The sequence below is a fragment of the Paraburkholderia sp. MM5482-R2 genome (assembly GCF_050436125.1).
Lineage (GTDB): Bacteria > Pseudomonadota > Gammaproteobacteria > Burkholderiales > Burkholderiaceae > Paraburkholderia > Paraburkholderia tuberum.
The window spans coordinates 1,131,400-1,154,777 of the sequence record NZ_JBNDLP010000003.1 but is presented as its reverse complement, the minus strand read 5'-3'; the positions used below and the strand labels follow the sequence as shown (position 1 = coordinate 1,154,777).

Below are 23,378 nucleotides of genomic sequence, written 5' to 3'. Positions count from 1 at the left end.
CGCGTTGGAGCATGCGGCTCACGAATTGCCTTTCGCGCCGGCCTCGGCCTTGGCACGCGACTGCGCGAGCGCTGCGCTGTTCGGGTCGTCGTCGGTCGTCATCGGCACCATGTGCGCTCGGACCGTATCGCCGGGACGCACGCGCTGAACGCCGTTGACGACGATCCGATCGCCCGGCTTCAAGCCGTCCTTGACGACGCGCAGATTGCCTTGCATCGAACCCGTCGTGATCCCGCGATAAACGACGTGGTTGCCCTGATCGACGACCAGCACGAACTTCTTGTCCTGGTCGGTGCCGACCGCGGCATCGTCGATCAACAGCGCCGGATGCGGTGCGCTGCCCCCCACCTTGAGGCGCGCGTAGAGGCCCGGAATCAGCGTGCCGTCCGCGTTGTCGAACTTCGCGCGCACGCGGATCGTGCCCGACGACGTGTCGAGCCGGTTGTCGACCGACTCGATCGTGCCGCTGCGCGAGTAGCCGGATTCATCGGCGAGACCGAGTTCGACCGGCACCTTGCTGCCGTCCTTCGCGCGGCTCAGGTATTGCAGGTAGGTCTGCTCGTCCGCGTCGAACGACGCGTAGATCGGCGACACCGAGACGAGCGTCGTCAGCGGCACCGAACTGGCGCCCGCCGACACCACGTTGCCGACCGTGATCTCCGCGCGCGACACGCGGCCCGACACCGGCGCGACGATCTTCGTGTAGCCGAGATTGATGCGCGCGGTTTCCAGCGCGGCTTGCGCGGCCTTCAGGTTCGCGCTCGCCTCGCGCGCGGCGTTCTGCTTCTCGTCGTAGTCGCGTTTGGCGATCGCGTTGTCGACGATCAGCCGTTGCGCGCGTTCCCAGTCGCTTTGCGTGTAGCCGGTGCGTGCCTGCGCGGCCGCGAGCTGCGCTTGCGCGCGATCGACTTCGGCTGCGTACGGACGCGGATCGATCACGAACAGCGTGTCGCCCTGCTTCACGAGCGCGCCGTCCTTGAAGTTGACTGACACGATCGTGCCCGGCACCTGCGAACGCACGTCCACTTTCTGCACGGCTTCGAGACGGCCCGAATAAGACTGCCAGTCGGTGATCGTCTTCTGCACGACGGTCGCCACGTCTACTTCCGGCACGATGGTGGGTGCGGCCGGCGAGCTCGCATCGACACGAATCGCGCCGAACGTGCCAAGCCCGGCAAGGACGACGACGACCACGGCGGCTAACGCCACGCGGCGGCGGGAAAGAGGAAGGATAGTCATGTGTAGCTCCCGGTATCGTTGATTGAATTTCTGTTTATCGATGAGCGCGCGCGTCGAAGCGCCACTGGAAAAAGCGCACCGCTTCCTGCAAAGCGGGCGGATGATCGGCGAGCGCCGCGTGCGACACGCTCGGAAAGCGCACCACCTGGGTCTGTACGCCCGCGTCGATCAGATTGCTTGCATACTTCTCGGCCTCGACGTGCAGCACGTCGTTCTGCGCGGTCGCGATCAGCGTGGCCGGCAAGCCGGCGAGCCGCGACGATTCGAGCGGCGCCGCATACGGATGCATGCGCTGAGACGCTTGCGGCAGATACGCGCGATAACACGCGGCGCACTCGCGCGCGGTGATGTCCGAACCGAGCCGCTGCTCGTCGCCGAGCCGCGTCAGGCTCGGATCCAGCATCGGGCCGAACAGCGCCTGCGCGCTGATCGGCACGTCGTTACGATCGCGCGCGATGAACGCGAGACAATTGGCGAGTTGGCCGCCCGCGTCATGGCCCGCCACGCCGATCTTTCTGCTATTGCCACCAAACGCCCGCGCCCGCGTCTGCACCCACAGCGCCGCGCGATGCGCGTCTTCCGGCGCGGCTGGAAACGGAAACCGCGGCGCGAGCGAATAGCCGACCGACACCACGAGCGCCGGTAAGTGTTCTGCGAAATACCGCGCGGCGAAGTCCGCGCACTCGATCGAACCCTTCGTAAAACCGCCGCCGTGAAAATAAAGCAGTACCGGCAACGCGGTTTTTTTCGTCAGCCGATACAGGCGCAACGTAATGGGTTGAGCGTACCCATCGATATCCACGTCGGTGACTTCAAGCGTTGCGTCATTGGCCTCAGCGCCAGTGTCTTCGGCGGAAACGCCGGTGGAAAAAGGCGAGTACGGCGATTTGAATGCATCCATGTCGACCCGCGCAAATGCGCATAGAACTTCAATGGTGCGAATTGTGGGTTCGGCAGACTCGCAAATAAATGCCTATAATCCGGCAACACAATTCGGTGCCTTTGAACAATCCCGTTGTGATTGTTTTCGCGGACTCCATTCCCGCCTGTGCACCAGCCCCTTCTGGAGGTTTGCAATGGACCGACTTCAGGCCATGCAAGTGTTCACGCGCGTCGTCGACACCAACAGCTTTACCCGCGCAGCGGAAACGCTCGACCTGCCGCGCGCATCGGTTACTACGATTATTCAGAACCTCGAAGCGTTTCTCGGCACGCGGCTGATGCACCGGACCACCCGCCGTCTGTCGCTGACGCCCGATGGCGCCGCGTACTACGAGCGCTGCGTGCGCATCCTCGCGGACGTCGAAGAGACCGAGGCGAGTTTCCAGAGCGGCAACAAGAAGCCGCACGGCAAGCTACGCATCGACATGCCGGGCTCGATTGGCCGTCTGCTCGTCATTCCGTCGCTGTGCGAATTCCACACGCGCTATCCGGACATCGATCTGCAACTGGGCCTGACCGACCGGCCCGTCGATCTGCTGCAAGAAGGTGTCGATTGCGTGGTGCGTGTCGGCGCGTTGCAGGATTCGTCGCTGGTCGCGCGCCGCATCGGTCTGTTCGAGGGCGTGACCTGCGCGTCGCCCGACTACATCAAGCGCGCGGGCGTGCCCGCTTCGCTCGAAGATCTCGACAATCACAAAGCCGTCAACTACTTCTCGAGCCGCACGGGACGCACGCTCGACTGGGCGTTCCTGGTGAACGGCAACGAAGTGGAAGTGAAGATGAAAAGCATCGTGTCGGTCAACGACGCGGATGCCTACGTGACCTGCGGACTCGAAGGCTTTGGCCTGATTCAGCCGGCGCGCTTCATGGTGCTGCCGCATCTGGGCTCGGGTCAGCTCATCGAAGTACTGCCGGACTTGAAACCCTTGCCGATGCCGATTTCGGCAGTCTATCCGCACAGTCGTCATCTGTCGCCGAAAGTCCGCGTTTTCGTAGACTGGATCGCGGAGCTGTTCGATCGTTGCCCATTGCTGAGCGGACGCGGCACTCTCGACGCCACCTGCACGAAGCGCACATTCGAGCAGCGCGAGTCCGCGCCGGCACTCGACACGCCGGTGATGACCGAATGGGTCGCATGAAGTACGCGAAGTGAAACAGTGAATTCCAGCCGCGGCGCCAATGCCGCGGCAACCGTGCAATCGCACGGCCCCGGTGAAGCCTCGCTCGCGATTGTTCCCGAATCGCGACAATTCATTTCGCAAAACCGCGATTTATCCACACCGCGTCGACGTCTACATTTCACCCTGTCGCAGCGCCATCGCGCTGCCAATGAATCGACAGGAGTGAATCATGAAACGCAATCTGTTGGCGGGCCTCGCTCTGTCGCTGCTCGTCAGCGTTCCGGCATTTGCGCAAGGCGGCGGCGGTATCGGCCGCGCGGGAACGTATGACACGCAACCGGCGCCGAGCGCGAGCACGAAGACACGCGCCGAGGTCAAGGCCGAACTGGTCGCCGCGTATCGCGACGGCTCGCTGCCCTCACTGAATCGCACCTCGTATCCGGACAAAGGCCTGATCGGCCAGACGCAAGCCGCGCGCATCGCGTTGCAGGAAGGAACGAACGGCGAAGTGACGCGCGTTGCGAAGGGCCAGTAACGAGTTAGAAGAAGTTGATTCAGAACCCGGCGCGCTTGCGGCGCAAAGCTGCGCGCCTCTCCATCGAGGAGCACATCATGACACCATCGGAACTCGACAACTGGAATACCGACACGCCCGTGTGGACACCGTATCGCCCGATACAGCATTGAGCGTTGGCTGTCGTTCACGGCACTCGGCGTCATGCGCCCGCGAAGTGGCTTCGCGGGCGCATTTGCATTGAAGCGATCGAAAGCGGTGCGGCCTGTGACGACGCGCTTGCCGTCGTTTCCCTATAATCGAATATCCTTCCCTCGCAGCGGGTTTGTGCGCTTCACTACAGGAGCAACACGATGGATTATGTGAAACTCGGCCGCACCGGCCTCGATGTATCGCGTCTCTGTCTCGGCTGTATGAGTTATGGCGTACCCTCGCGCGGCACGCACCCCTGGTCGCTCGACGACGAAGCCGCGCGGCCTTTCATCAAGCAGGCGCTCGATCACGGCATCAACTTCTTCGACACGGCCAACGTCTATTCGGACGGCACCAGCGAGGAAATCGTCGGCCGTGCGCTGAAGGACTTTGCGAAGCGCGATGAGATCGTGCTCGCCACCAAGGTCAATAGCCGCATGCATCCGGGCCCGAACGGCGCGGGGCTGTCGCGCAAGGCGATCATGGCGGAGATCGATAACAGCCTGCGGCGGCTCGGTACCGACTATGTCGACCTGTATCAGATCCATCGCTGGGACTACGGCACGCCGATCGAAGAAACGATGGAAGCGCTGCACGATGTCGTGAAAGCCGGCAAGGCGCGCTATCTCGGCGCGTCGTCGATGTACGCATGGCAGTTTGCCAAGGCGCTGCAGGTGGCTGAGCGCAATGGCTGGACGCGCTTCGTGACGATGCAGAACTACGTGAATCTGCTGTACCGCGAGGAAGAGCGCGAAATGCTGCCGCTGTGCGAAAGCGAAGGCATCGGCGTGATTCCGTGGAGTCCGCTTGCCCGCGGACGCTTGACGCGCGACTGGGACACCGAAAGCGCGCGCTCGGAAACCGATGAATTCGGCCGCACGCTGTACGCGCACACGCAGGAAGCGGATCGGCGTATCGTCGAGCGGGTCAGCGAGATCGCGAAAGAGCGCGGCGTGCCGCGCGCGCAGGTCGCGCTAGCGTGGGTGCTGCAGAAGAAGCCGATTACCGCGCCGATTGTTGGTGCTACCAAACTGCATCATCTCGACGATGCGGTTGCGGCGCTCTCGTTGAAGCTCAGTGACGACGAAGTTCGCCGGCTCGAAGAGCTGTATGTGCCGCATGCGGTGGCGGGGTTCAAATAAACGCTGTGAAGCGTACTGGCATCCAGTCGGGACGGGCGGAATGACCCGCGATTGCAGCGCACGTCGCTTCGCCTCCTCTCGCCTCCGCTCGTCCGCGGGGTTCACGGACCCGATTCATGCCCGAGTGGAGAAGTCTTCTTTAATTGCGCGGCACATCCGGTTCGAAGAACACCCAGCGCACCTGAGGAAACGTGGCCTGCAGATCGGCCTCGATGACGTTGATCGCATCGACCATCGCGCGGCCGCTCGCGTAGTCGATCATTTCCGCCTGCACCGCCACCACCACGTGACGCCCCCACTGCAGCGTGATCAGGTTGATGATGCCGCGAATCTCGGGACGCGCGCGCAGATGCGCGTCGATGGCGCTGCGCACTTCCGGGCTCGCCGATTCGCCGACGAGCATCGACTTCACTTCACGCGCGACAAGCCACGCGATCGTCATCAGCAGAAGACCGATCCCCACCGAGCCGAGCGCGTCATACACGGGGCTGCCGGTCACCATCGTCGATAGCACCGCGACGAAGGCGATCGCGAGACCGAATAGCGCGGCGATATCTTCGCCGGCCACGACCAGCAGATCCGATTCGCGCGTCTCGCGAAACCAGTGCCACAGATTTTTATCCGGATGCGTCTTGCGAATCTCCTTGACCGCGCCCCACAACGATAGCGATTCGAGCACCACCGACACACCGAGCACCGCCAACGCGACGAACGCATATTGCAACGGCTCGCGCGCAATCAGTCGATGCACGCCCTCATACACCGAAAACGCACCGCCGACAAAAAACAGCAGCAACGCAACCAGCAGCGAATAGAAGTTGATTTCGCGACCGCTACCCATCGGATGCAAAGGGCTCACCGGCTTGCGCGCTTCGCGCAGTCCGAATAGCAGCAGCAGTTGATTGCCGCAGTCGGCGGTGGAGTGAATCGCTTCGGCGAACATCGATCCGGAGCCGGTGAACGCCGCCGCGGCGAACTTGCAGACGGCGATGCCGAAGTTGGCGGCGAGTGCATAGAAAATGGCTTTCGGCGATTCTTCTTTCATCTGCTGGCGGGGGTCGGTGAGTGGGCTGGGTATTGTTGGGTATTGCACGAGCGAAGTGATCGGCAAGTACTCGATATTATGGATGACAACGACACACCCGGTCGCAGGAATCGGACCTGATGTGCCGTCGTGCCGCCAGTTCCCCAGGCGTCCTTCGCACCATTCGTGCGGGTCACGCCCTCTCGAGCGCCGCCATCTCCCGCACGACAACCAGCAGCACCGAAAGACTCGCGCCGCCCGTCGCGCGCAGATCGGTCAGCAGACGCGTATAACGCTCGAGCTGTGCCGCGCGTTTGTCGCGCCACGCTTGCACCAGCGAATCGGGCGTCGACGCATCGGTCGCGCCGGCCAATGCGCTCGTGGTCAGCGCGCGCTTGAGCCGCGCGAGTTCGGCGAGCGCCGATGCGCGCGCGAGCATGTCCCAATGTGTCGGCGCCGGCAACGAGGCGGCGCGCTCGCTGATCCAGCTGTAATTCAGCAACGTGCCGAGCGCGAAGTAGACGCCCGCGACCTGTTCGAGATTGCGCCCGCACGTCGACGCGACTTCGGCGATATCGAGCAGAGCGGCCGACACCTCGCCGCTCGCGATCCGCACCGCGAGATCGCTATCGACACCCGCATCGACGAACACCCGTTGCCGCTCCGACAACGCTTCGAGGTCCGCACCAGGCAACAGCGTCGGCCATTGTGGCGCGAGACGCTGCGCGGCGTCGCGACAGCGCGCGAGCAGGCCGGTCACGTCGTCGCCGGCCGCGCCCGTTTGCAGATGCCGCAGGAACCACAGCGCCGAACGTTCGACGAGCCGCGCGACCTCCGCGAACATGCGTGCCTGCACGTCGTCGGGAACGCGGTTGTCGAGCGCGTCGATGCTGCGCCAGATCTGATCGAGATCGAACACGTCGCGCGCCATGATGCACGCGCGCACGATGTCGCCGGGCTGTGCATCGGTCTCCTCCATCAGCCGATGCACGAACTCGCAGCCGACGCGATTCACGAGCGCATTGGTCAGATGCGTCGCGAGGATTTCACGGCGCAGCGGATGGCGCTGCATCGGTTCGCGGAAACGCTGCTGCAGAGGTTTCGGAAAGTACTCGATCAACATATCACTGACGAGCGGGTCTTCCGGCATCGACGATTCGAGCAGCGCGTCATAGAGCCACATCTTGCTGTACGCGAGCAGCACCGCGCGCTCGGGTGTCGTCAGTCCCTGCTTCGCGGCCGCGCGCTCGGCGATGTCCTCGTCGGTGGGCAGAAACTCGATCACGCGATTGAGCCGCCCCGCCTTCTCCAGATAGCGCATCAGGCGCGCTTCGGCATCGAGCAGCTCCACGCCAAAACGGCCCGCGATCGACAAAGCCTGGGTCTGATAGTAGTTGTCCGTCAGCACGAGCAGACCGACTTCATCGGTCATTTCGGCAAGCAACGCATTGCGCTGCTTCTCCGTCATCTCGCCGTCGGCGACGACGAGGCCCAGCAGAATCTTGATGTTGACCTCGTGATCCGAGCAATCGACACCGGCCGAATTATCGATCGCATCGGTATTGATGCGGCCGCCGCGCTGCGCGAACTCGATGCGCCCGAGTTGCGTCAAGCCGAGATTGCCGCCCTCGGCCACGACCTTGCAGCGCAGATCCGCGCCGTTCACGCGGATCGCATCGTTCGCGCGATCGCCCGCCTGCTGATTGGTCTCGCGGCTCGCCTTCGCATAGGTGCCGATGCCGCCGTTGTAAAGCAGATCGACCGGCGCCTGCAGAATCACGCGCATCAGCTCGGCCGGCGAGAGCGCCGCCGCGCTGATCCCGAGCGCCGCCTGCACCGCCGTCGACAGCGGAATCGTCTTCGCGCTGCGCGGGAACACGCCGCCGCCGGCCGAGATCAGCGACGGATCGTAATCGGCCCAGCTCGAACGGTCGAGCATGAAGAGCCGCGCGCGCTCCGCCATGCTCGCCGCGGGATCGGGATTCGGATCGAGAAAGATATGGCGGTGATCGAACGCGGCGAGCAGCTTGATATGCGGCGACAGCAGCATGCCGTTGCCGAACACGTCGCCCGACATGTCGCCGACACCGACCACCGTGAAGTTCTCGCTCTGCGTGTCGACGCCGATTTCGCGGAAGTGCCGCTTGACCGACTCCCACGCGCCGCGCGCGGTGATGCCCATCTTCTTGTGGTCATAGCCGACCGAGCCGCCCGACGCGAACGCGTCGTCGAGCCAGAAACCGTATTCCTGCGAGATCGCATTCGCGTAGTCGGAAAACGTGGCCGTGCCCTTGTCGGCGGCGACGACCAGATACGGGTCGTCGGGATCGTGGCGCACCACGTCAGGCGGTGGCACGACGTCGGTGCTCGCCAGATTGTCGGTCACGTCGAGCAAGCCGCACAGGAAGGTCTGATAGCACGCGACGCCTTCGCGCATCCACGCATCGCGCTCACTCTGCGGCGGCGGATTCTTGACGACGAAGCCGCCCTTCGAGCCGACCGGCACGATCACCACGTTCTTCACCATCTGCGCCTTCATCAGGCCGAGCACTTCCGTGCGGAAATCCTCGCGCCGATCAGACCAGCGCAGGCCGCCGCGCGCGACGCGCCCGCCTCGCAGATGGACGCCCTCGACGCGCGGCGAATAGACCCAGATCTCGAACATCGGTTTCGGCTCGGGCAAGCCGGGCACCTGGGCGGGATCGAACTTGAACGACAGATACGGCTTCGGTTGGCCCTGAGCGTCATGGCGATAGTAGTTGGTGCGCTTGGTCGCCTTGATCACGCCGAGGAACTGCCGCAGGATGCGGTCTTCGTCGAGATTAGGCACCTGGTCGAGCGCGCTGTCGATCGTCTCCAGACAAGCGTTGACGCGGGCCTCGCGTACCGCGCCGAGCGCCGGATCGAAGCGCGCGATGAACAGGTCGACGAGCATGCGCGCAATCGCCGGATTGCCGGTCACCGCGCGTTCGATATACGCGTCGCTGAACGTCGAACCGACTTGCCGCAAGTACTTCGCGTAAGCGCGCAGAATCGTCACCTCGCGTGCATTGAGTTGCGCGCGCAGCACGAGGCGGTTGAAGTCGTCGCTTTCGATCGTGCCGGTCCACACCTGCTCGAACGCCTGTTCGAACAGATCCTTGACCCGCTCGATGTCGAACTCGGTATCGTCCGCGAGTTCGAGGCCGAAGTCGTGAATCCACGCGGGCATCGCACCGGGCGCCTCGATCAGATAAGGCCGCTCTTCGTCGACGCGCACGCCAAGATGTTCGAGCATCGGCAAGCTGCGCGACAGTGCGATCGGCAGCCCCGCGCGATACACCTTGAAACGGAACGCGCGCGGTCCCGATTCGATCGGCCTGTACAGGTTCATCGCGAGCCGCTCGCTGCCCTGCACGCGCTCGATCAGTTCGATATCACGCACGGCCGTGCGTGCCGGATAGTCGTCGCGATAGCCGGCCGGGAACGAATCGGCGTAGTGCTGCAGCAAACGGTTGCCCTGCTCTTCTCCGTACGCGTCGAGCAATGCGTCGGCCAGATCGTCCTGCCAGCGTCGCGCGACCTGCACGAGGCGCGCTTCGAGCTCGCGTGTGTCGACGCTCGGCATGCCGCCCGCCTTGGCATGGACGACGAAATGAATTCGCGCGAGCGTCGACTCCGACAGCAGCGGCGTGAATTCGACGTTCTCACCATTGAATGCGTCGGCGAGCAGGTTCGCGATGCGCTGCCGCAGATCGGTGTTGTACTTGTCGCGCGACACGAACACGAGGCACGATACGAAGCGATCGAAGCGATCGCGCCGCACGAACAGCCGCGTGCGCTGATGCTCCTGCAAACGCAGCACGCCGAGGGCGGTGTCGTACAGCTGGTCCTCGTCGGCCTGGAACAATTCGTCGCGCGGATAGGTCTCGAGCACCGTCACCAGCGATTTCGCCAGATGACCTTTCGGCAGGAATGCGGCGCGTCTGACGATATTTGCGCATTTGCGCCTCACGATCGGAATCTCCGCGGCCGACACGAAATAAGCGGTCGACGTATACAGGCCGATGAAGCGCCGCTCGCCCGTCACCTTGCCATCGGCGCCGCTCAGCTTGATGCCGACATAGTCGAGATAGCCGGGCCGGTGCACCGTGGCGCGCGAATTGGCCTTAGTCAGAAAGATCGGCGACGACCCGGAGATGATCTCCGCGGCCGCCGGCGGCAACGGCGTGACTTCCGCCGCGCCGCCCGGCTGCTGCGCATCGCGCAGAATGCCGAGACCGGAGCCCGCGACCGCCCGCAAACCGAAGCCGCCGTCGTGCTGCACCAGTTCGTAATCACGGTGGCCGAGGAACGTGAAATGATCGGCGACCATCCATTCGACGAACGCGCGCGCTTCGACGCCCTCGGGACCGCTTTCGCGCGCCTTCATATCTTGAATGGTCTGCTTCGCGCGTTCGATGATCTTCGGCCAATCCTCGACCGCCGCGCGCACGTCGCCGAGCACGCGCGCGATGTCGTCGCGCAACGCGTCGAGTTTTGCGGCATCGCCACAACGATCGACCTCGAAATGGATGCACGAGGTCAGATGCGAGCGCGTATCGCCGGCTTCTTCGGCACCTTGGCTCACGCGCGCGATGCTGCCGTCCGGCGCGCGCCAGACCCGAAATACCGGATGGACGACCGAATGCAGCGCGAGCCGATGCCGGTTGACCGACATCGAGACCGAATCGACGAGGAACGGCATGTCGTCGTTGACGATTTCGATCACCGTGTGATCGGAATGCCAGCCATGCTGTTCGAGGATCGGGTTATACACGCGCAGCCGCTGCTCGCCCGGCACGAAGCGCTGCGCGGTCTGCCAGTGGGCCAGCGCCGCGCCGTACAGATCGGCGATCGAGCGGCTTTGCAGATCGCCCGCGTCGACGAAATCGTAGTAATGCCGCAGGAAGGGTTCGACGATATTGAAGGCCGGCTCCGACAACCGCCCCCGCGCGAATTCGACAACATCGTTCAGCAGGTGTGTGACGGCTTCTTCGTTCTTTGCTTGCATGATCGACTCCCCTGGCTGGCGGCAATGGTGAGTATCGCGTGATTCGCAGGCAACGTCTGACTTGGAATTATGCGCCTGCCGTACGCGATACGGCCGTTTCGCGCAGTCAGGTAATACCCGCTGACCGGTCGTCGAAGAATCGCCGCCCTCCCACATAGCATCTAGCATCGCTGCGGCGCGGCAACGCCGTGCGCGGCTCAACGCTCGGGCTTTGCGGGCGCCGGTGCCGGCGCGGCCGCATCGCTATTCTCGGCGCGCTGGGTGAGCCACGCGCGAATCTGCGCGGCCGTCCACGCGGGATCGTCATGGGGTAGATCGTGGCCGGCCCACGGATGCTTGCGATGCGGCGCGCCCCACGCCGCCGCGAGCTTCGCCGAACAGACCGGGTTGACGAGCCCATCGGCATCCGACGACAGAATCAGCAGTGCACACTCCGGCGCGGCGGCCGCCGCGCTAAAGCACGCGGCCGCCCACAATTGCCGCAGCGCATTCGCGCGGCTCACCGGCGCGCTGCGGCGAATCGCGGTCCAGGCAGCGAGATCCGCGCCCAAGGTGCGGAGGTTATTGCACGTGAGTCGATGGATGCCGCTCTCGGCATCGGCCGCATCGCTCCAATGCGCCGCGACGCCGAGCAGACCAGGCCACGCCGACGGCCGCAGCCGCTCGTGCATGCGGCTGAATGGCCGCATGCTCGTATTGATCAGCACGAGCCGTTCGATCTCGCCGGGATGACGCTGTGCCCAGTGGGTCGCGACCATGCCGCCGAGCGACATCGCGAGCACGTTGTAGGGGCCCGGCACACCCGTTTCGAGCGCTGCCTGCCGCACGAATGCGACCATGCCCGCGACGCTCGCGGGCGCGCGCCGCCGCACGTATTCACCGTTGCCAGGCAGATCGAGCAGCAGCAAACGCAAGCCGGTCGTGCTCGTTGCGGCTGGGGTTGCATCGCGCAAGCGGTCGCCCGAAATTTGACCCAGGGTTTCGCGCAACGCCGCCGGCAAGCGCCCCCAATGCCGCGTTTCCCGCGTCAGTCCGCGCAGCAGAATCCACGTGCTCATAAGCGATCCGGCCCGTACCAGTGATCGAGCGCGCTTTGCAGCAACTGCTCGCGACGGTTGCCTTGCGGCAGCCAGCGCTGCGCCGAAAACGCCGCGCGCGCGAGGAAGTCGAACAGGTTCGCATGGCGCCGCAGCACGCGCGCGGTGCGATGCTCCATGACCGGATTGAACATGCCCTGCCGCGAAAACAACTGCCGCGGATTTTTCTTGATCCACAGCCACGAGCCGAGTTCGAGCGTCATCGGCAGAAAGACGTTCGGCGCCGGCGTGCGGTCATACGCGTAGTCCCACAGATCGCCGTGCAGCAGATACTGATGGCTTTGCGGCTCGAACGTGTAGCCGTGATGCGGATGCGCGTGTTCGAACATGCTCTTCAACACGTACATTTCGGGCAGATGCGGCATCTGCCGGCGGGTTCGGGCGTACGGAAACCAGATGCTGTCGCTCCAGCCGTAGCCGGAATGGCAATCGAGCGCGATGCTCAACGGCCGCGCGGCGAGCTGCGTCTCGACGACATGCAGCAGCGCGGCCGCCTCGACCTCCATCGGCTCGCCCGCGCGACCGCGATACCAGGGCAACCACGCGCCGACGCGCTGACCGCCCGCTAGCAGCGGCACGCGCGCGTCGGCGTCTTGCGGTGCGTTGCGCATCAGGTCGACGCCGCGCGGATTCGCGCGCGTCGCTGCCCACATGCCGCCGGGATTCGCGATCGGTAAAAAGATCAGCCGGATGGACTGCAATTGGCGCACCAGCAATTCGTCCCATTCGAGCCGAGCGAGCAGCGCGCGCATATAGTCGAGGACGAGTTGCGAGCCGATTCGCTCGAGCCCGTGAATGCCGCCGAAAAAGCCAATGGCTGGCGCGAGCGGATCGGATGAACCGATGCTCGCGGTGTAGACGGAAAAGCGCCGGCCGCGTACCTCGGTCTCGCAGACCGCGCGGATTTCGAAGCTCGCCCTGCCCTGGTCGAGTATCGACTTGAGATCTTCATATTCGGCAAAACTGTCCGGAAGAAAGCTCAAAGGAGTCGGCATGACGGCGTGACCGGAGTGTCGGGATTATTAAGGACGGCCGGAAAACCCGCACTATAGCCTGGCTGTGTGTCAGCACGCGCGAGCGCGCACGTGTGCACGCGAATCGTGTCATCCGTATGTCACTTTCCGTTCGAATCACTGACTTCGCTCTGACTTCGTTTTGCCATCCTGACGACACATGACACAGCGGAAAACGCGACGCACAAAGATGTAGTCGTCTAGACGTTGCGATGCCTTCACTCAACCGTCACAGTCGCTTCCTAGAATGTGCCCACACCTGCCGGCAGTGGCCGGATGCAAGAGGGAATACAGATGGAAGCGATCCGTGAAGCTATTCGAATCGAGCGTTTGAGCAAGACGTTCGGTAACGGCCGCAAAGCGCTCGACGAAATCGATCTGCGCGTCGCGCCCGGTGAAATGGTCGCGCTGATCGGCGCGTCCGGCTCGGGAAAATCGACGTTGCTGCGGCATATCGCGGGCTTTACCGCGTCGGACGCGCAGCCGTCGCAAATCGAGATTCTCGGCCGGCCGATCCAGCAGAACGGCCGCATCGTGCGCGAGGTGCGCAGCATTCGCCGCGACATCGGCTTCGTGTTCCAGCAGTTCAATCTGGTGAACCGGCTGTCGGTCGAAACCAACGTGCTGATCGGCGCGCTCGCGCGCCTGCCGTGGTGGCGCCGTCTCTCCGGCCGCTTCCCGCGCGCGGAACGCGCGCTGTCGCGGGCCGCGCTGCACGAGGTCGGGATCGGCGAATATGCGCGCGAGCGGGCCGCGAACCTGTCGGGCGGTCAACAGCAACGTGCCGCGCTCGCACGGGCGCTCGTGCAACGTGCGCAAATCGTGCTCGCCGACGAGCCGATTGCCTCGCTCGATCCCGAGTCGTCGCGCCGCGTGATGGACATGCTGCAAGCGCTGAACGTCGAGCACCGGATCACGGTGCTGGTGTCGCTGCATCAGGTCGACATCGCGCTGCAGTACTGCGCGCGCACGGTCGCGCTGCGTCGCGGCAAGGTGGTCTATGACGGCCCTTCCAGTGCGCTGACACCGGCGCTGCTAAAGAAACTCTACGGCGGCGATGCGCGCGAACTGCTCGACGACGCGACGCACGACGCAGACGAAACTCACGACGAGCCTGACGCCCCCGACACCGCCGCCGCGCGCTACGCGTTCGCGTTGAACGCCGCGCCGTCGAACTGAACCGCGCACGCTGTCGCGCGCTTTTGATTCTCTCCGTCCACTCAACCGGATCTCAACCGATGAAATTCCTGCGCTCCCTGATCACGCTCGCGGCCGGCGCTGCCGCTTTCGCCTGCATCGCCGCGGCCCACGCCGAGGACATCAACCTCGGGATCATCTCGACCGATTCGTCGGCGGTGCTCAAGCAACGCTGGGAACCGCTGATCGATGACATGAAGAAACAGACCGGCCTGAACGTGAAGGCATTCTTCGCGACCGATTACGCGGGCATCATCGAAGGCATGCGCTTCAACAAGGTGCAGGTCGGCTATTTCGGCAACGCGTCGGCGATCGAAGCCGTCGATCGTTCGAGTGGCGAAGTATTCGCGAAAGCGCAGCACGCGAACGGCGACAGCGGCTACTACTCGCTGCTGATCACCAACGTGAACAGCCGCTTCAAGACGCTCGACGACGTGTTCAAGGACACGAAGAGCGTGACGCTCGGGTTCGGCGATCCGAACTCGACGTCGGGCACGCTGGTGCCTGGCTACTACCTGTTCGCGAAGCACAATGCGCCGGTCTACACGTCGTTCAAGAGCGTGCTGCCGTCGAGCCACGAAGCGAATCTGCTGGCCGTCGTCAACAACAAGATCGACATCGCGACCAACAACAGCATGATGATGGAAACGCTCAAGCGCGAGCATCCGGACAAGTTCGCGCAGGTGCGCGTGCTGTGGACCTCGCCGCTGATTCCTTCGGACCCGCTCGTGTGGCGCAAGGATCTGCCGGAAGCGACGAAGGACAAGCTGCGCAAGTTCTTCCTGAACTACGCGAAAACCGATTTGCACGAAAAAGCGGTGATGGCCGGCATCACCGAGTACAGCGGCTTCGAGGCATCGTCGGATCGGCAACTGCTGCCGATTCGCGAGATCGTGCTGTTCCAGCAGAAGCAGAAGATCGAGAACGATGCGCATCTGTCCGATAGCGACCGCAAGACGCAATTGGCCGCTCTCGACGCGAAGCTGAGCGCGCTCAGCAACGCACAGTCGAAGCAATGAACTCCGCCGATCTGAGCACGTCGCCCGCGCGCGCGAGCGAAGCGGCCGCCGCGCGGACGGCGCAAGATAAAGATCGTGCCGGCAAGCGCAGCTGGTGGTCGTTGCTCGGCTGGATCGCGGTGCTCGCGGTACTCGGCGGCGCGTGGCACGGCGCCGACATGCGGCCGCTCGATCTGCTCAGCGACTCGGCCAACATGGGCCAGTTCGCCGCGGACTTCTTCCCGCCCGACTTCACCGAGTGGCGCAGCTACGTGCACGAGATGTACGTGACGCTGGCGGTCGCGATCTGGGGTACCGCGCTCTCCCTCGTCTGCGCGGTGCCTTTCGGCCTGATGTCAGCGCACAATCTCGCGCCGCAGTGGGTCGTGCAGCCGATGCGCCGCCTGATGGACGCATGCCGCGCGATCAACGAAATGGTCTTCGCGATGCTGTTCATCGTCGCGGTCGGCCTCGGGCCGTTCGCCGGCGTGCTCGCGCTGTGGGTGCATACGACGGGCGTGCTCGCCAAACTGTTCGCAGAAGCGGTCGAGGCGATCGATCCGCGCCCGGCCGAAGGCGTGCGCGCAACCGGCGCGACGCGCCTCGACGAAATTGTCTATGCGGTGCTGCCGCAAGTGCTGCCGCTGTGGATCTCGTATGCGCTGTATCGCTTCGAGTCGAACGTGCGCTCGGCGATGGTGGTCGGCATGGTCGGCGCGGGCGGCATCGGCGTCGTGCTGTACGAAGCGATCCGCTCGTTCAACTATGCGCAGACGGCCGCGGTGATGATCATGGTGATCGTCGTCGTGACGGTGATCGATCTCGGCTCGGCGTGGCTGCGTGAACGGGTGATCTGAGGATGGCGCGCGTTCGCGCGCGCGGCACTGAGCAGCCGGATTCAAAACGCCATTCCGGCCTTGTTGCTGCCGCTGCCGGTGCTGACCGTGACCGCGTGGCCGCGTGGCCGTATATCGTTGAGTCGGGCAGTGCTCGAATGGGGCTATCTGCTCGCGCTGATTCACGCGTACAGAAGCGGCGATTTCGGTCAGGTCTATCCGATTGCGCGCGGTCTTTCGCCGATGCTCGTGTTCGTCCGCGCACTCGTGTTCGCGGGCGAGGTGCTGAAGCCGCTCGCCGCGCCCGGCATCGCGCTCGTGTCGTGCGGCATCGTCTCGCTCGCCTTTCGGCGCTGACGAGCAGGTTGACGAAGCCGAAATCGTAGGTCGCGCCCGCACCGAGGATGCGCTGCTGGTCGGTGCCCGCGCCCGTCGGACTCACGACGAACGGTGAACTGAAGCCTCAGCCCGTGCTGTCGGCCGCGCCGCTCGTCAGATTCAACGGCGTCGCGTTGCTGCACTTCGGAAGTGACGTTAGTTGTACACGCTGCAATCAACGCGTGTAATTCACCACCGGCACGGAATACGAAGTCGGCGCGAAATCGGTGCGGCCACTGCGCTGCGACGAGCCATTCGACGGCGCACCGTAGCCGCTATTCTGCGCAGCCTGGTTTTGCGCCGCGACCTTTGCTTCGGCCGCCTGGATATTGGCCGGATAGTCGATCACGTTCGCATTGGACGGATCATGACCGGCCTTTTCGAGCTGAATCAGTTCGGTGCGGACCTGAGCGCGCGCGAGCGGCTGATCGGCCGGATTCGACTGGGCAAATGCCGCGAGCGGCGCGGCAACGAGAGCGGCGATAGCCCCTGCTTCGATCAGCGACCTGATTGACTTCATGATTTCCAACCTCCCGAGATGGCTTCATGCGATTGCCGCGGAGCCTGGTGCGACCATCGGCCATCCGCAGCGGTTAAGGCAGTTTAGAAGCCAGTCGAGCCACGTAGTAAGCCCTGAACCATGAATTCACTGTTGCTATAGCGGCCATAATTCGAGGCCATCACGTTCCGGCGCAGCCTCAACGCGATGCACTACACTGATAACGCCCAACGACGCGCCGCAGCCATCGCATTCGGTCGAGGAGGTAGACGCTCATGTCGCATCCCGTTGCCCTGCCCTCTTACCGCGACGGCGTGCGCGCCGAATGGGTCGATTACAACGGCCACATGCGCGACGCGTTCTACCTGCTGATCTTCAGTCTCGCGGTCGACGGGCTGATCGATCTGATCGGCCTGCCCGATGCGGTGCGCAAAGAGCGGCATCGATCGATCTACACGCTCGAGGCGCATCTCAACTATCTGCATGAAATCAAACAAGGCACGCAGGTGCGTGTCGACATGCGCGTGCTCGGCTACGACGCGAAACGTATTCACGTGTACGTCGAAATGTTTGCGCTGGACACGACGCAAAGCCAACGCACCGGCCCCGTCGCCGCGGGCGAGCAGATGCTGCTGCACGTCGATACCAGCGGACCGCGCGGCGTTGCTTTCGATCCGGACGTCAAAGCGCGCGTACACGAACTCGCGCAAGCCCATGCGGCATTGCCGCCGGCGCGTTTCGCGGGACGTGTGATCGCTTTGCCATGCGCAGCGCAAACGGGAAACACTACTCAAACGGAGTGACCATGCTCGAGCCGGAAATCGCCGCCTTTATCGAACGAGCGAGCGCGCTCTATCCGTCGCATCACGCGGCGATGACGCCGCGCGAGCAGCGCGAGCTGTATGACCGCTACGCCGCGACGTTGACGCCGCCACTGCCCAGCGAACTCACCACACAGGACGCAAGCTTTCGCACCGACGCGGGCCATGCGATCCCGCTACGGCTCTACCGGCATCCAGCGAAGGCAAGCGAACACGGCACGATCCGCGGCACGGTGCTGTATTTTCATGGCGGCGGCTTCGTGCTCGGCTCGCTGAACAGTCATCAGATGGTGACGGCGCGCCTCGCCGCCGACACCGGCCTCGACGTGATCGCGGTCGACTACCGGCTCGCGCCTGAGCATCGCGCGCCGGCCGCGCACGACGACTGCCTCGAGATCACGCGTGCCGCGTTGAACCACCGCCTGCCGTTCGACCTCCCAGAGCGCGCCGCATTGCAACTCGCGGGCGATAGCGCCGGCGGCACGCTCGCGGCAAGCGTCGCGCTACGCCTGCGTGACGAATGTGCGAGCGGGGTGCGCGGCATCGCGCTCGTCTATCCGATGCTCGGCACCGAGCCGCAATTGCCCGCGCGCGACACCGAGTCCGATGCGCCGATGCTGACGCTCGCGGACGTGCATAAGTTTCGCGACGCTTACTGGGGAAAAGGAGAGGAAGCCGACCCAACGCCCGGCCCCGCGTGGACGATCCCGCTCGCCGCAACCCGCTTCGACGGGCTGCCGCCGACGCTGGCCATCGGCGCCGAGCACGACCCCCTACGCGACGACGCGCGCGTGTTCGTCGAGCGGATTCGCGAAGCTGGTGGAGATGCCCGGCTGTTGGTCGGCACGGGGCTCGTGCATGGATGCTGGCGCGCGCTTGAAACAAGCCCCGGCGTGCAGGCCATGCACAGGGCTGTATGCGAATTTCTCCGCGAAAACGCACGCCATTAACGCGGCGATATGCACCGCCGCGCCCGGCGCGTTATCGCGGCTCAGCGATGGCGGTCGCCGCGCCACTGCGCGAACGTGACCAGATCGAGGCCGACCTCGGCCGGCTCTATGCGGGTCCAGCCGAAGAACGCGTCGTCCCAGCCAGGAATGCTTTGGGGCATCAGCGACCGGAACTTCATGCCGCCACGATACGCGAGGTCCGGCCAGAACAGCGGCATTACCTCGCGCGTGGCGAGCTGGCGCAGCAGGTCGGACGGGCCACCCTCGTCGGCGACGATCTCGCCCTGCGAGATCCAGTCGTTCTCGGCCCACGCGACGAACACGCTCGGGTTGCCCGCGGCGTCGAACATCAGGATCACGTTCTGCTCGGGCCGCCAGTAATACTCGACGATGCCCTGAGCCGCCACCACTTCGTCGATCATCTTGCGCGTGCGCGGATCGCAGTAGGTCATGCCGTTTTCGCCGAGCGCGAGCCAGCCCGACTCCGCGCAATGGCGGCTTTTGGCGTCCTTCAGGAAATGCGTGAGGCGATTGGCCGAATCCGCGTCGGTCTTGCGCAGGTACAGGTCGACGATGCCGGCGTTGAAGGCCTTCACCGCGACGGTTTCATCGGCGACGCCGGTGAGCAATACCTTCGCGCAACGCAGGTGCGAGATCGACGACAAAAACTCGACGCCACCGATGCCCGGCATGTCGTAGTCGACGACGACCGCCGCCACTTCCTCGAAGCGCGACGGCTGCGCGACGATGTCGCGCTCCGCCGAGGTCTCGACGAAGCGCTCGACGCCCGGTTCGCTCAGACACGCCGACGCTGCCGCGAATTCGAGCGAATTCTCGCGTGCGTGCTGGCGAATATAGTTGAGGGCCGCTTGCGGACGCGTGAAAAACAGGTTCGTGTAGGTGCCCGGGAAGAAACGGCGGAGCGCGTCGAGGTAGCTGTCGTTGTCGTCGACGAAAACTACTGTGGACGGATAAAAAACGGGAGGTCGAATAAAGTTGTTCATATCTTCACGTGTTTCTCACGCCGCCGCGAATGCCCTCGACCGACCGGTCGGTCGATCTGACGTTTCGCCAGGCGACTGCCCAAGGAATGCCGGGCGATGCCTCGCCCGCGGGTCCGCATGATCAATGGGTTCTTGTCGCTACTACCGGTGACCGTCTGCCGTCGCTGTTCGCGCGTCTCGGGTGCCGCAGCCTGGCGCGGGCCTGCCGGCATGTGCGCTGCGAGCCAGTCGCTGCAAGTCGCTTTCACACGTCGGATAATCGAACCGTGGCTGCCGGTCGTCTGCATTGGTTCGTATAGTACAGGCTCCACGCATTGGCGGCACAACTTAAATCGCATTCCTGCAGGCGCCGGCCGCGCAATTGCGGGGGACTAATTGGTCGAAAAAGAAAATCGCGGCATGCGGAAAAAATGTCCGCTTCCGTCGTGCCGGCGAATGGCTTTAGCGGCAAGCGCGCGCCGTTCGTGCCAGGTCCGTTCGGACATCAATCATCGTGACGCGCCGCAATATGCCGACAAGAAGCGTCGATGTCGAAATGGTCGTTTATCATCAGTCAATCGCAGTTGCTTAATGGTTGTTGCTTAGATATGACGAATACCGGCAAGATGATGATAGTCGGGCTGCTCGTGGTCGATGCGGGCGTCGCCGGTTATCTGCTGTACCCCAGGGACGATCAGGCGCCGGCCGTGACCGGCGCGGTGACCCGCAGCATCACCGGCGCGGTGGAATCGGAACCGCAGACCGATGCGACGCGTGCCGCTGGCGCCAGCGTGAAGCCTGCGCAACCCGTGAGCCCGCCCGCGCCGCAATCGGCGCTGCCGCAAATGGAGTCGGCCACTCCGGCTCCGGGAGCCGCTCAGGCGCCTGCTGAGGCGCCCACCCCCGCCCCCGCCCCGTCCCTGCCCGCCACAGCGGCCGCGCCCGTGCCGAGCGTCACGCCCCAGTCGAGCCAGACCGCGAGCGGCCGCATCGATAACGCGGCGCCGCCCGCGGCCAATCCGGCCGCAGGCGCGCACGCCCCCTCGAAGTCGCAGTCGTACGCACAGCAAAAGGCTCAACCGAGGCCGCAGTACGGGCCGCGCATCGACCAGACCCATGCCCGCCGGCGCGACGACACGCACCCGAATGGCGCCAACCCGGTCGCCGCGATGCTGACGGACCAACTGGTCAAGGAATCGGCGAAACCCGACCCGTCGCTGCCGATGCCGTCCGGCGTCACCGTGCCGTTGCAGTCTGCCAATCCCGCGGGGGCTGGCGCGGGTAGCGGCCGCGGCACGAATCCGGTCGCGTCGGCGATGACCGATCGGCTGGTCCGCGAATCGTCGAAGGTGGGACCGACGCAGCCCGCCGCGGAGCCGCCCATCATCAAACCCTGAGCGACGCGGCGCTCACGGCCGCGACGCCACCTCGTCGAGGTGCGCGAGCAGATCGGCCGGATCGTCGTAGACGCGCAACGCCCCCGCGCGCTCCAGTTCCTCGGTGCCATAGCCACCCGACAGCAGGCCGACACCGAGCGAGCGGCAGCGGCGGGCCGCAAGCATGTCCCAGATGCTGTCGCCGACCACGACCGTGTGCTCGATCGACACGCCGAGCCGCTCGGCCGCGGCGAGGAACAGGTCGGGATCGGGCTTCGCGTATTTGACGTCGTCGCGCGTGACGACGACCGCCTTTGCCGGATCGACGCCGAGCGCCGCCAGATTCAGCGCGGCGGTTTCCATCCGCCCGCTCGTCGCGACGGCCCACGGCGTGCCGGCCTGGGTCAGCGCGTCGAGCAGTTCGCGCGCGCCCGGCAGCGGACAGACCTGGGCGCGCATCCGCTGATAGGCGGCCGCATGCGCGTGCCGCAGCCGTTCGGCGCGTTCGACGCTGATCTCGCCGTGTGTCTCACGCAGCAACTGGTCCATGAACAGCCCACCGCTCATGCCGATCTTGCGATGGATACGCCAGACGGACAGCGGGATACCTTCGCTGTCGAGCGCCTCTTTCCACGCCAGCACGTGCTGATAGACGCTGTCGACGAGCGTGCCGTCGAGGTCGAAAAGAAAGGATGTCTGGATGCGCATGCCGGCCTCCGGTGATGATGGGTTCAATCACTATGCCATGTGTCGATGAAACGGCCAGGGCGGCTCGTCGCCCTTGACGACGCTTACGGTCTCTACACGATGTGCGCAAATTCCCGCAGATGGGCGCGTATTTGCTCCGATTTCGCTTTACCACGGTCTGACGTTCGAGACGATGAACTCGTTCGGCAACAAGGCCGGCAACTTCGCGAACAACCGCTCGTACGGCTTCGGCCTTTCGTACTCGCAGGGCCCGCCGGCCGATTCGGTGTTGTCGCACGCGACTCTCAACACGCTGCCGCCGACGTCGACGAATACGCGAGTCGCGGTGACGGTGGGCATGCCTCACGCGTTCTGATCTCGCGCGGCGCAGGCGTGGCGCGCCGCGACAGTGCGATGCCCTCACGACTGCGCCGCCGCGATCACCTGCGACGCGAGCGCATGATGCTGGCCGCGTCGCGAGCGGATTGCGTGAATCTCCTCGATCACGCCGTCCGCGCGGCCGAGCCAGCGCAAGCCCCTCGATAACGTGAGATCTTCGGCGCCGAGCTCGGCGAGCGGAAACACGCCGAGCCCGCGCGCCGCGAACACCGCCATCAACGCGCTGTCCTCGAATTCGCCGACGACGCGCGGCCTGATTCCCTGAGACTCGAACCATCGGTCGAGCCGCGCGCGCAGCGCGCCGTGACGGGTCGGCAGCAGCACGGGCAGGTCAGCGAGACAGAGCGGAAAGCCGTCGCGCGCCGACTTGCGTACGACCTGCGCGGGCCCGTACCAGTCGACCGGCGAGCCCGCGACGCGCTGGCTCAGCACGCGCAGATCCGCGCCGTGCGGCGCCGGCTGACAGGCGAGCACCAGATCGAGCCGATGCAGCGCAAGCTCCGACAACAGCTGCGCGGGCTCTCCCTCGTGACACAGCAGCCTGAGCGACGGCGTGGCCAGCACCGGCGCGAGCAACGCATGCGCGGCGAGCTTCGAAATCCCATCCGACAGCCCAACCGCGAGCCGCACCGAGTCCGCGCCGCTCGCTTCGCGCATCTCGTCGAGCAACGCCTCGCCCAGCTGGAAGATTTGCTCCGCGCGATCGAACGCCTGCTCGCCGGCCTCGGTCATCGCGACGCCGCGCCCGGCCGGCTTCAACAGCTGGCGCCCAAGCGCTTTCTCGAGCTCGCGCACCTGCGCGCTGATCGTTTGCACGGCCATGTCGAGCCGCCCGGCCGCGCGCGCAAAGCCGCCCTCCTTCACGACGATCCAGAAGTAGTACAGGTGACGATAGTTGAGCATGCTAATCCGATACTTCGAAAAATCCGAAACGTCGT

At 64.6% G+C, this 23,378-nt stretch carries 19 protein-coding genes and 2 pseudogenes; 11 read left to right on the top strand and 10 right to left on the bottom strand.

All coding sequences use genetic code 11. From position 1 onward, the window contains the following. Positions 1-18 precede the first annotated feature (18 nt). Positions 19-1,239 carry an efflux RND transporter periplasmic adaptor subunit gene (locus OKW37_RS27450; RefSeq protein WP_429353147.1) on the bottom strand — a complete coding sequence of 407 codons (1,221 nt, stop codon included), beginning with the start codon at positions 1,237-1,239 and terminating at the stop codon, positions 19-21. Positions 1,240-1,273: 34 nt separating this feature from the next. After that, entirely contained in the window at positions 1,274-2,140 is an 867-nt protein-coding gene (locus tag OKW37_RS27445; RefSeq protein WP_184064262.1) for an alpha/beta hydrolase, read from the bottom strand. Between the two features lie 175 nt (positions 2,141-2,315). Here OKW37_RS27445 and OKW37_RS27440 point away from each other — a divergent pair, with 175 nt between their 5' ends. From OKW37_RS27440 to OKW37_RS27430, 3 genes are all read left to right on the top strand, one after another. Further along, positions 2,316-3,320 (top strand): LysR family transcriptional regulator, encoded by a 1,005-nt coding sequence (locus tag OKW37_RS27440; protein WP_429402776.1) that lies wholly within the window; start codon positions 2,316-2,318, stop codon positions 3,318-3,320. A 211-nt stretch (positions 3,321-3,531) separates the two neighbouring features. Continuing rightward, a complete protein-coding gene (locus OKW37_RS27435; RefSeq protein WP_429402775.1) occupies positions 3,532-3,837 on the top strand; it encodes a DUF4148 domain-containing protein in 306 nt (101 codons plus the stop codon). A gap of 332 nt (positions 3,838-4,169) precedes the next feature. Further along, positions 4,170-5,150: an aldo/keto reductase gene (locus tag OKW37_RS27430; RefSeq protein ID WP_018423448.1), complete on the top strand. Its 981-nt coding sequence runs from the start codon at positions 4,170-4,172 to the stop codon at positions 5,148-5,150. Between the two features lie 139 nt (positions 5,151-5,289). Here OKW37_RS27430 and OKW37_RS27425 read toward each other — a convergent pair whose 3' ends face one another. The 4 genes from OKW37_RS27425 to OKW37_RS27410 form a co-directional block, all read right to left on the bottom strand. Further along, positions 5,290-6,195 (bottom strand): cation diffusion facilitator family transporter, encoded by a 906-nt coding sequence (locus tag OKW37_RS27425; RefSeq protein ID WP_184064256.1) that lies wholly within the window; start codon positions 6,193-6,195, stop codon positions 5,290-5,292. 172 nt (positions 6,196-6,367) lie between these two features. After that, positions 6,368-11,206: an NAD-glutamate dehydrogenase gene (locus OKW37_RS27420; RefSeq protein WP_429402774.1), complete on the bottom strand. Its 4,839-nt coding sequence runs from the start codon at positions 11,204-11,206 to the stop codon at positions 6,368-6,370. 197 nt (positions 11,207-11,403) lie between these two features. After that, the gene (locus OKW37_RS27415; protein WP_184064250.1) at positions 11,404-12,264 is read right to left on the bottom strand and encodes an alpha/beta fold hydrolase; all 861 of its coding nucleotides are present in this window, start codon (positions 12,262-12,264) and stop codon (positions 11,404-11,406) included. Next, positions 12,261-13,298 (bottom strand): M14 family zinc carboxypeptidase, encoded by a 1,038-nt coding sequence (locus tag OKW37_RS27410; protein ID WP_184064246.1) that lies wholly within the window; start codon positions 13,296-13,298, stop codon positions 12,261-12,263. Before OKW37_RS27410 ends, OKW37_RS27415 begins: the two co-directional genes overlap by 4 nt. Positions 13,299-13,610: 312 nt before the next feature. On the opposite strand from OKW37_RS27410, the gene phnC reads away from it, so the two are divergent. The 4 genes and pseudogenes from phnC to OKW37_RS27390 all read left to right on the top strand — a co-directional run. Next, positions 13,611-14,495, top strand: a complete 885-nt coding sequence (phnC, locus tag OKW37_RS27405) for a phosphonate ABC transporter ATP-binding protein (protein ID WP_429364178.1) — start codon at positions 13,611-13,613, stop codon at positions 14,493-14,495. A gap of 59 nt (positions 14,496-14,554) precedes the next feature. After that, positions 14,555-15,532, top strand: coding sequence for a phosphonate ABC transporter substrate-binding protein (gene phnD / locus OKW37_RS27400; RefSeq protein WP_187611213.1), 978 nt, complete (start codon positions 14,555-14,557; stop codon positions 15,530-15,532). Beyond that, a complete protein-coding gene (gene phnE / locus OKW37_RS27395) occupies positions 15,529-16,368 on the top strand; it encodes a phosphonate ABC transporter, permease protein PhnE (RefSeq protein WP_429402773.1) in 840 nt (279 codons plus the stop codon). Before phnD ends, phnE begins: the two co-directional genes overlap by 4 nt. A 45-nt stretch (positions 16,369-16,413) precedes the next feature. Next, a pseudogene (locus tag OKW37_RS27390) lies at positions 16,414-16,701 on the top strand (EamA family transporter); the annotation flags it as partial. 199 nt (positions 16,702-16,900) lie between these two features. Here the strand turns inward: OKW37_RS27390 and OKW37_RS27385 are convergent. After that, entirely contained in the window at positions 16,901-17,245 is a 345-nt protein-coding gene (locus OKW37_RS27385) for a DUF4148 domain-containing protein (RefSeq protein WP_429353140.1), read from the bottom strand. Between the two features lie 254 nt (positions 17,246-17,499). On the opposite strand from OKW37_RS27385, the gene OKW37_RS27380 reads away from it, so the two are divergent. Both OKW37_RS27380 and OKW37_RS27375 read left to right on the top strand, forming a co-directional pair. Further along, on the top strand, positions 17,500-18,027 hold the full coding sequence (locus OKW37_RS27380) for a thioesterase family protein (protein ID WP_187611210.1): 528 nt from the start codon (positions 17,500-17,502) through the stop codon (positions 18,025-18,027). A gap of 2 nt (positions 18,028-18,029) precedes the next feature. Beyond that, complete coding sequence (locus OKW37_RS27375) at positions 18,030-18,995, top strand: alpha/beta hydrolase (RefSeq protein WP_429402772.1); 966 nt, start codon at positions 18,030-18,032, stop codon at positions 18,993-18,995. A gap of 41 nt (positions 18,996-19,036) precedes the next feature. Here OKW37_RS27375 and OKW37_RS27370 read toward each other — a convergent pair whose 3' ends face one another. Further along, a complete protein-coding gene (locus OKW37_RS27370; RefSeq protein ID WP_429402771.1) occupies positions 19,037-19,999 on the bottom strand; it encodes a response regulator in 963 nt (320 codons plus the stop codon). A gap of 587 nt (positions 20,000-20,586) precedes the next feature. On the opposite strand from OKW37_RS27370, the gene OKW37_RS27365 reads away from it, so the two are divergent. Then, the gene (locus OKW37_RS27365) at positions 20,587-21,375 is read left to right on the top strand and encodes a hypothetical protein (protein ID WP_429402770.1); all 789 of its coding nucleotides are present in this window, start codon (positions 20,587-20,589) and stop codon (positions 21,373-21,375) included. Between the two features lie 12 nt (positions 21,376-21,387). Here the strand turns inward: OKW37_RS27365 and OKW37_RS27360 are convergent, their stop codons facing one another. Then, positions 21,388-22,062, bottom strand: a complete 675-nt coding sequence (locus OKW37_RS27360) for an HAD family hydrolase (RefSeq protein ID WP_429402769.1) — start codon at positions 22,060-22,062, stop codon at positions 21,388-21,390. 148 nt (positions 22,063-22,210) lie between these two features. Between OKW37_RS27360 and OKW37_RS27355 the strand changes: the two are divergent. Beyond that, a pseudogene (locus OKW37_RS27355) lies at positions 22,211-22,417 on the top strand (hypothetical protein); the annotation flags it as partial. Positions 22,418-22,461: 44 nt separating this feature from the next. Here the strand turns inward: OKW37_RS27355 and OKW37_RS27350 are convergent. Then, positions 22,462-23,343 (bottom strand): LysR family transcriptional regulator, encoded by an 882-nt coding sequence (locus tag OKW37_RS27350; RefSeq protein WP_187611205.1) that lies wholly within the window; start codon positions 23,341-23,343, stop codon positions 22,462-22,464. Between the last annotated feature and the right edge of the window lie 35 nt (positions 23,344-23,378).

Excerpts from the sequence above, each read along its gene's own strand:
- OKW37_RS27450 (WP_429353147.1), bottom strand. The coding sequence starts at position 1,239 with ATGACTATCCTTCCTCTTTCCCGCCGCCGCGTGGCGTTAGCCGCCGTG.
- OKW37_RS27445 (WP_184064262.1), bottom strand. The coding sequence starts at position 2,140 with ATGGATGCATTCAAATCGCCGTACTCGCCTTTTTCCACCGGCGTTTCC.
- OKW37_RS27440 (WP_429402776.1), top strand. The coding sequence starts at position 2,316 with ATGGACCGACTTCAGGCCATGCAAGTGTTCACGCGCGTCGTCGACACC.
- OKW37_RS27435 (WP_429402775.1), top strand. The coding sequence starts at position 3,532 with ATGAAACGCAATCTGTTGGCGGGCCTCGCTCTGTCGCTGCTCGTCAGC.
- OKW37_RS27430 (WP_018423448.1), top strand. The coding sequence starts at position 4,170 with ATGGATTATGTGAAACTCGGCCGCACCGGCCTCGATGTATCGCGTCTC.
- OKW37_RS27425 (WP_184064256.1), bottom strand. The coding sequence starts at position 6,195 with ATGAAAGAAGAATCGCCGAAAGCCATTTTCTATGCACTCGCCGCCAAC.
- OKW37_RS27420 (WP_429402774.1), bottom strand. The coding sequence starts at position 11,206 with ATGCAAGCAAAGAACGAAGAAGCCGTCACACACCTGCTGAACGATGTT.
- OKW37_RS27415 (WP_184064250.1), bottom strand. The coding sequence starts at position 12,264 with ATGAGCACGTGGATTCTGCTGCGCGGACTGACGCGGGAAACGCGGCAT.
- OKW37_RS27410 (WP_184064246.1), bottom strand. The coding sequence starts at position 13,298 with ATGCCGACTCCTTTGAGCTTTCTTCCGGACAGTTTTGCCGAATATGAA.
- phnC (WP_429364178.1), top strand. The coding sequence starts at position 13,611 with ATGGAAGCGATCCGTGAAGCTATTCGAATCGAGCGTTTGAGCAAGACG.
- phnD (WP_187611213.1), top strand. The coding sequence starts at position 14,555 with ATGAAATTCCTGCGCTCCCTGATCACGCTCGCGGCCGGCGCTGCCGCT.
- phnE (WP_429402773.1), top strand. The coding sequence starts at position 15,529 with ATGAACTCCGCCGATCTGAGCACGTCGCCCGCGCGCGCGAGCGAAGCG.
- OKW37_RS27385 (WP_429353140.1), bottom strand. The coding sequence starts at position 17,245 with ATGAAGTCAATCAGGTCGCTGATCGAAGCAGGGGCTATCGCCGCTCTC.
- OKW37_RS27380 (WP_187611210.1), top strand. The coding sequence starts at position 17,500 with ATGTCGCATCCCGTTGCCCTGCCCTCTTACCGCGACGGCGTGCGCGCC.
- OKW37_RS27375 (WP_429402772.1), top strand. The coding sequence starts at position 18,030 with ATGCTCGAGCCGGAAATCGCCGCCTTTATCGAACGAGCGAGCGCGCTC.
- OKW37_RS27370 (WP_429402771.1), bottom strand. The coding sequence starts at position 19,999 with ATGAACAACTTTATTCGACCTCCCGTTTTTTATCCGTCCACAGTAGTT.
- OKW37_RS27365 (WP_429402770.1), top strand. The coding sequence starts at position 20,587 with ATGACGAATACCGGCAAGATGATGATAGTCGGGCTGCTCGTGGTCGAT.
- OKW37_RS27360 (WP_429402769.1), bottom strand. The coding sequence starts at position 22,062 with ATGCGCATCCAGACATCCTTTCTTTTCGACCTCGACGGCACGCTCGTC.
- OKW37_RS27350 (WP_187611205.1), bottom strand. The coding sequence starts at position 23,343 with ATGCTCAACTATCGTCACCTGTACTACTTCTGGATCGTCGTGAAGGAG.